The organism is Clostridium sp. LS (assembly GCF_002760435.1).
In the GTDB taxonomy this organism is placed as follows: domain Bacteria; phylum Bacillota; class Clostridia; order Clostridiales; family Clostridiaceae; genus Clostridium.
This window is the reverse complement of the sequence record NZ_AUUU01000095.1, coordinates 1-6,195: the sequence shown is the minus strand read 5'-3', so window position 1 is coordinate 6,195 and position 6,195 is coordinate 1. Positions and strand designations below refer to the sequence as shown.

The following is a 6,195-nucleotide window of genomic DNA, read 5'->3' as shown; positions in this document are numbered from 1 at the left end:
GGAAACAGATGAACAAAGACATTGGTCATTTGCAACTATGAATACAGCAAGTACAGGAAGTACAGTACTTCAAATAGGTGATAGTGGAGATGAAGTAACACAACTACAGCAGAAATTAATAGATCTAGGCTATGATTTAGGCGGCTATGGAGCTGACGGTCAGTTTGGTCCAGCAACTCAAGCAGCAGTTGAGCAATTCCAACAAGATCAGGGAATAGGTGTTGATGGAATAGTAGGAAGAGAAACACAAGTATGGCTACAAACAGCACAACATGTTGCAAGAGATAAACAACAAGAAGAGGCAAAAGAAGAGCAGTTGGCTTCTAATAATTCAGATAATGTAGAAGACAAAACTAATGAACGTCAGGATTCATCTAGTGTTGGGTGCAATGGTAATTATCTTAATGAGAATGGTAGTTTAGACGATATAAAAAATAAATATCCAGGACAATATTCTAGGATGATGGCCGATCTAAATCGATATAACCGCATATATAAAGCTTCACCTGCAATTGCAAAAGCAACACCATATCTCGGAGCAGGGATTACTGCGTATGAATTATATAGTGGTAAAGATTTATTTACGCAAGAAGAACTTACAACTAAGGATAAGGTAATAGATGCAGCATCCCTAGGTTTTTCAGCATTTAGTTCGGTGAAATCTACTAAGGGGTTATTGACTTCTGCTAAGGGGGTAAGTAATCCTATATCCGATGATATAATAAAACAATTAAATAATGCTCCAATACAAACAAAGTTGAATAAAGTTACAGGAGAAATGGAACCATATATGAAACAAATTGAAGGTGATGATTATAAAATTATTTTAAGAAGAGATGTTGGGGAAGGATTCTCCCATGGAGAACCAAATCATTGGAACGTAGAAGTACAAACTCCGAGTGGAAATATAAAATTCGATAGACATTTATATATTGATGAAGAAGGTAATATTACAAAGATTTCAGATTATATACCACAAAGAAGAGGTAAACCTATAAAAGAGGATGTTTATAATAAAGATGAAAATTAAGATGAAGGAGATAATATTATGGACAATATAATACAAGGGCAATATAGGAGGATATCATTAAATCCACTAGAAAATGAGGAATATGAGTTAAATAATGATAATATAGGTGAAATTGAAATATTAAATTTTAGTAGAGATATTAGTAAAAATTATAAAGTGACTTTTGAAATGAGCAAAGAGGCTATGATTGGATTTGGAATATCAGCAATAAGATTAGATGAAGGATTACCAGAAGGGTATGATATCAGAGTAGAGCCGTTAGGGTCAAGTTGTGCAAATCAACCAATGGGTTTTTTCCTAACTCCTGATAGTCCTGAATTGTTTTTTTATGGCAAGGAGTATGGTTGCTTAAAGGATAACTTAATAAATATAATTAATAATGGAGGAAATGATAAAAAATATATAAGTAAAAGAACTGTAGATTTTTTAGTAGATTTAGAATGGGACAATGATTATTATGAAATATACAGCATTGGCTTTAATAACGTAGCAAGAATAAGAGTATTTGAGGACGAAAATGAGATTACTTCTAGGTGTGATATAGTGTTTAGATTAAGTAAGAGTGCTTTTTTAGGATTTGGAACGAGTTTAATAAGAATAGCACATAAATATAAAGAAGGTGATTACTATTTAAGTAGTCCTGTGGAGCAAAACCACAAATTGGGGTTTTATTTAACCAATAAAAGTATTGAGTTGGAAATAAAATGTAAAAACAATAATACTGCTTTTTATTATGATAGAAATGTAATTTAAATTTTTCTAATTTAAAAATATATTTTCTTGAAAATTATATTAAACTTTATACAAAGTATAACTAGATAGTTGGAATTAACTAATTATTTAAGAAGGTATTTAGAACTACGGAATTAAATAAATCAATAAGGTATTAAGAATAAAAATTGATTTATAAAAAAGAATGGGTGTTAGGCTAAAAAAGCCAACAGTATAACTGTTATGACATTACTGCTACGGAAGAATTGACTTCACCTATATGTATATTTGTAGGAAAGTAGCATCATTGCTAAACTAATATAAAAAGCATATCCCACATAGTCTCAATTTTAATTGAGACTATGTGGGATATGTTACTTAAAGTATTGTTTTTGTTGATGTGAAATGACTTTTGCAAAAGAAAAATTAATGAAATACTATGATTATTTATTATTAAAAATAATTTATAAAAAACTTGAAATTTATTAATATTATTTAAAATAATAATATCAAACCTAGAGAGGGTGTGGTATTTATGAATGATAAATGGAATTTTAGTATGGATGAAAAAACAATGAATATATATAGGAATTTAAATGAACAAATAGATAAGGTATTTAGACATACTCGCCAAGGCAGTATCAAGACGAGATATCGTTATGAAGATGGAATGAACCATTTTGCTAAGTTTCTAGCGGAAACCTTTAAAAAGCAGAATTTAAACAAAATAGAAAATAAGCATTTACAAGGATATGTTGAGCAAATGCAAGAAAGTGGTTATTCTAAATCTTATATTACTACTAATCTATCTGCAATAAGATTTTTTGTAGATGTAAGAGGTGGTAACAGTAAAAAACTATCTATCAATAAAGAATTAGGGGTATTGCCTAGAACTAGAGAAGATAGAGTAGGGAGCAATAAAGCATGGAATGATACAGAAGTTAAAAGGTTTATTGAATATGCTAATAACAAGAATGAATTCAGGTATGCTGATATGGTTAATTTGTCATATTCACATGGGCTTCGAGTACATGAAGTTGCTAGGCTTGATAAGAGTCAATTAGGTGATGCGTTAGAAAAAGGTTTTCTAACTGTAAAGGGTAAGGGTGGGTTAATTAGGAGTATTCCTTTAAGTAATAAGGAACTAGTCGAAAGACTTTATAAAGAAACAAAGTCTGGTGAAAAGGTATTTATCAATAAAGAAGAAAAGACACATAAGGTTATAAATAATTTGCAAGTATTTATTTATAACCACAATAAGGAATTTAGAAATAGCGATAAATCATTAACATTTCATGGTTTAAGACATGCTTATGCTCAAAGAAGATATAGGGAATTAACCCAAAAGGGATTTAATGATTATAGTGCAAGGTTAAAAGTTTCTAGAGAATTAGGACATTTTAGGGTAGAAATAACAGATATTTATTTAAGTTAGAAAAATTTAATAAAAAAGTTTATTCATTTTTTGAAATTAGAAAAAGCATTTGTATAATGCAAGAACATAAGTTAATTGCTTTTCAGGAAATGGATAGGCTGTTGCCCCCTTGCGAGTTCATGTAACTAACGCTGTGATTGAGGTTGCCAACATTTCCTGAAGAGTTAATATAAATATAATTTCTAAAGGAGTGTTGATTATGGATGATGGGTCAAATTATGCATTTATAGGTGTTGATGTTCACAAAGAACAGCATACTGCTGTTGTTATAGATTGGTGGACAAGGGTATTGGGAGAGTTCACATTTGAAAGTAAAATTTCAGTGTACCCAGAATTTATAAAGGAATTAAAGAAAAAAATTCCCGAAAACTTAAACTTAATATTTGGACTTGAGGATGTTGGGGGAAATGGAAGAAGTTTAGCAGTTTTCTTAAAAGAAAATGGATATATTGTAAAAGAAGTTAATCCTTCATATTCTTCATCAGAAAGAAAAAGTTATCCTACTACGCTTAAAAATGATACTTGGGATGCAAAGTGCATAGCCGAGGTATTGGTAAAGAAAATAGATATTCTAAAGGAAGCAAATCCAAGTGATTTATATTGGACTTTAAAACAATTTGTATATAGAAGAGATTCTATTGTAAAATCATTATCTATAACAAAAATACAACTACATGAACAATTGACAAAAAGTTATACGAGTTATAAGAAATTTTTTGCTGAAATTGAAGGAAAAACTGCTTTGGCATTTTGGGAAAAGTATCCTTCACCAAGCAAATTGAAAAATATAACTACTAAAGAATTAAAAGAATTTTTGCTAGAAGCGAGTAATAATTCTTGCTCAACAAAGAAAGCAGAAAGTATTTTAAGTTTTATAGCAGGAGATGGAGATACTTTTAGAGAATATCAAGAGCATAGAGATGAACTTGTAAGAAGTTATGTTAGATATATAAGATTTTGTAGGAAAGAAATTGAAGAATTAGAAAGCCATATGAAGCAGATAATATCTAAACTTGATTATAAGTTAGAAACACTGACAGGTGTAGGAATCGTTACTGCATCCCAAATAATAGCGGAGATAGGTGACATTAATAGATTTGAAAGTGCTGATAAATTAGCAAAGTATGCAGGTGTTGCTCCTACTAATTTTTCTTCAGCAGGGAAAGGCAGAGATGTTAAGAGCAAACAAGGGAATAGAAGGCTTAATGGTGTTCTGTTTCTTCTTGCTAAGCAACAAGTTCAATTAACAAAAAATACTGGAAAGCCAAGAAATCCAATATTATATGAATATTATTTAAGGAAAACAGGTGAGAGAAAGTCAAAATCAAAAGTACCAGCCTTAATATGCATTATGAGAAGGCTTGTAAACATAATATACGGGATGATGAAAAACAAGACAGAATATGTTATGGAGTATAGGTGAAATCAGATATTAGAGGTGGTAGTTAAAACTATCACCTTAAACTTTTATTAATTTTCATTTGATTGAGGGGGGAAGTAATCCTACCAATATAAAAATGGTTAATGATAAATACCTAAAAAAGCAAGGAATAGATGCCCATTCATTAAAACAAGATTTTGTAGGAAAGAATAATATTGCACATTATGATATATATGTCGATAAAGAGACTGGGATGTTATGGATTTATAGAAAAGGAGGAAAAGGAGAACCTATACCTACTTATGAATATATAAAATAGAGAAGGAGAATAATATGAAAACAAATATAAATGTTGAGTTTGTTATAAGTGGATATGAATTTAATACTGAACTCATCACAAACGAATTAAATTTAGTTCCTAATGAAACATGGAACAGGGGAGATAAAGTACCTAATAGAAATAATACATTTAGAAGAGATTGTTGTTGGAGTATAGAAAGTGGATGTATTGAATCTTTTGATATATGTGAACAAATAGATATCCTCTTAGATAGGATAGAAAATAAAAAAGAGATTTTAAATCAGTTGAAAAAGAGATTTGATATTGAATACTTAATATTAATAACTATTAATATTGTAAATGATGAAAAGCCTATTATTTCTTTTAAAATGCCGATAATACAGTTTGCAAATGATATTGGCGCAAGAATTGATGTTGACTATTATATACTATAAAAAAGTGTTTTTATTGAAATATCTAATAAACTTTATACAAACAGATAGTTATTGGTAGTTAATTATATTAAGAAGAATGGAATTTGCAGGATGATGGCAAAATTTCATATTTGCCATTAGGTGACGACGACGATGGCGGTTTTGATTGGCAGTAGAATGAAATAACGGTAGAAGAATTAATGAATATATCTAGTGAAAAGGAAGCTTGTGGAGAAATAATTGGAATATTGATATCATGGAATACAACAAATGTAGGCGTACAATTACTTATCCACTCAGAATTAGAATTATCATTTTCTTTTGAAGAATATTGCTAATTTAAGTATAATAACTGACTGCAAAATTATTATTGTAGTGACGACATAAAAATAACAAGTCATAGAGTCTAATAAGTTTAATAAAAAGAGTAAAAATACTTAACTGCATAATTTGAATTCTGTAGTAAGTTTGCAGTTACCAGAGAGAAAAATACACTCTAAAAACAACAAACAGCCATCAAAAGAGGTTTCAATACCAGTTGCTATATGAAACATAGGGTATTCAGTAAAAGCTTCTTTTGATGTCCGATTCAAGCAAATAGCAAAACTTCAATGGATGCAATAGGACATAGCTTGGGCGTATTTTGGACGTAGGAAATCTAGTAAAATCAATAACTTGGTTGTATAGGTCTAAGATTGAAGGTAGTTCAGCTATAGAAAAAATACTCAATAATAAAATAAAGTTGGTTTCAACTACGCCCTTGCGACCAAACTTAGTTGTATCAATGGTTTGCTAAGACCTAAATGTAACCAATTTGTGACCTAGATACAACCTAAAAATAAAAAATTAAGACTAACATTGGATAATGATTTCCTTTGTTAGTCTTTTCTTTTGCCTAAAAATAACAATGAAAGGAAGAAAAAA

8 protein-coding genes are annotated in these 6,195 nt (G+C 29.8%); 7 read left to right on the top strand and 1 reads right to left on the bottom strand.

Going from position 1 to position 6,195, the window contains the following annotated elements; translation table 11 throughout:
- From COL3_RS19250 to COL3_RS28895, 7 genes are all read left to right on the top strand, one after another.
- On the top strand, nt 1-1,030 hold a 1,030-nt coding region (locus tag COL3_RS19250; protein ID WP_180277963.1), incomplete at its 5' end, for a peptidoglycan-binding protein.
- Nucleotides 1,031-1,048: 18 nt separating this feature from the next.
- The gene (locus tag COL3_RS19245) at nt 1,049-1,783 is read left to right on the top strand and encodes a hypothetical protein (protein ID WP_008429292.1); all 735 of its coding nucleotides are present in this window, start codon (nt 1,049-1,051) and stop codon (nt 1,781-1,783) included.
- Nucleotides 1,784-2,276: 493 nt separating this feature from the next.
- Nucleotides 2,277-3,176 (top strand): tyrosine-type recombinase/integrase, encoded by a 900-nt coding sequence (locus COL3_RS19240; RefSeq protein ID WP_008429291.1) that lies wholly within the window; start codon nt 2,277-2,279, stop codon nt 3,174-3,176.
- Between the two features lie 199 nt (nt 3,177-3,375).
- Entirely contained in the window at nt 3,376-4,599 is a 1,224-nt protein-coding gene (locus COL3_RS19235) for an IS110 family transposase (protein WP_008429288.1), read from the top strand.
- Nucleotides 4,600-4,693: 94 nt separating this feature from the next.
- A complete protein-coding gene (locus COL3_RS19230) occupies nt 4,694-4,876 on the top strand; it encodes a polymorphic toxin type 33 domain-containing protein (protein WP_099716688.1) in 183 nt (60 codons plus the stop codon).
- 14 nt (nt 4,877-4,890) lie between these two features.
- On the top strand, nt 4,891-5,292 hold the full coding sequence (locus COL3_RS19225; protein WP_008429283.1) for a DUF4279 domain-containing protein: 402 nt from the start codon (nt 4,891-4,893) through the stop codon (nt 5,290-5,292).
- Nucleotides 5,293-5,471: 179 nt separating this feature from the next.
- Nucleotides 5,472-5,609, top strand: coding sequence for a hypothetical protein (locus COL3_RS28895; protein ID WP_180277962.1), 138 nt, complete (start codon nt 5,472-5,474; stop codon nt 5,607-5,609).
- 99 nt (nt 5,610-5,708) lie between these two features.
- Here COL3_RS28895 and COL3_RS28890 read toward each other — a convergent pair whose 3' ends face one another.
- Nucleotides 5,709-5,864 (bottom strand): hypothetical protein, encoded by a 156-nt coding sequence (locus tag COL3_RS28890; RefSeq protein ID WP_180277961.1) that lies wholly within the window; start codon nt 5,862-5,864, stop codon nt 5,709-5,711.
- Nucleotides 5,865-6,195 lie beyond the last annotated feature (331 nt).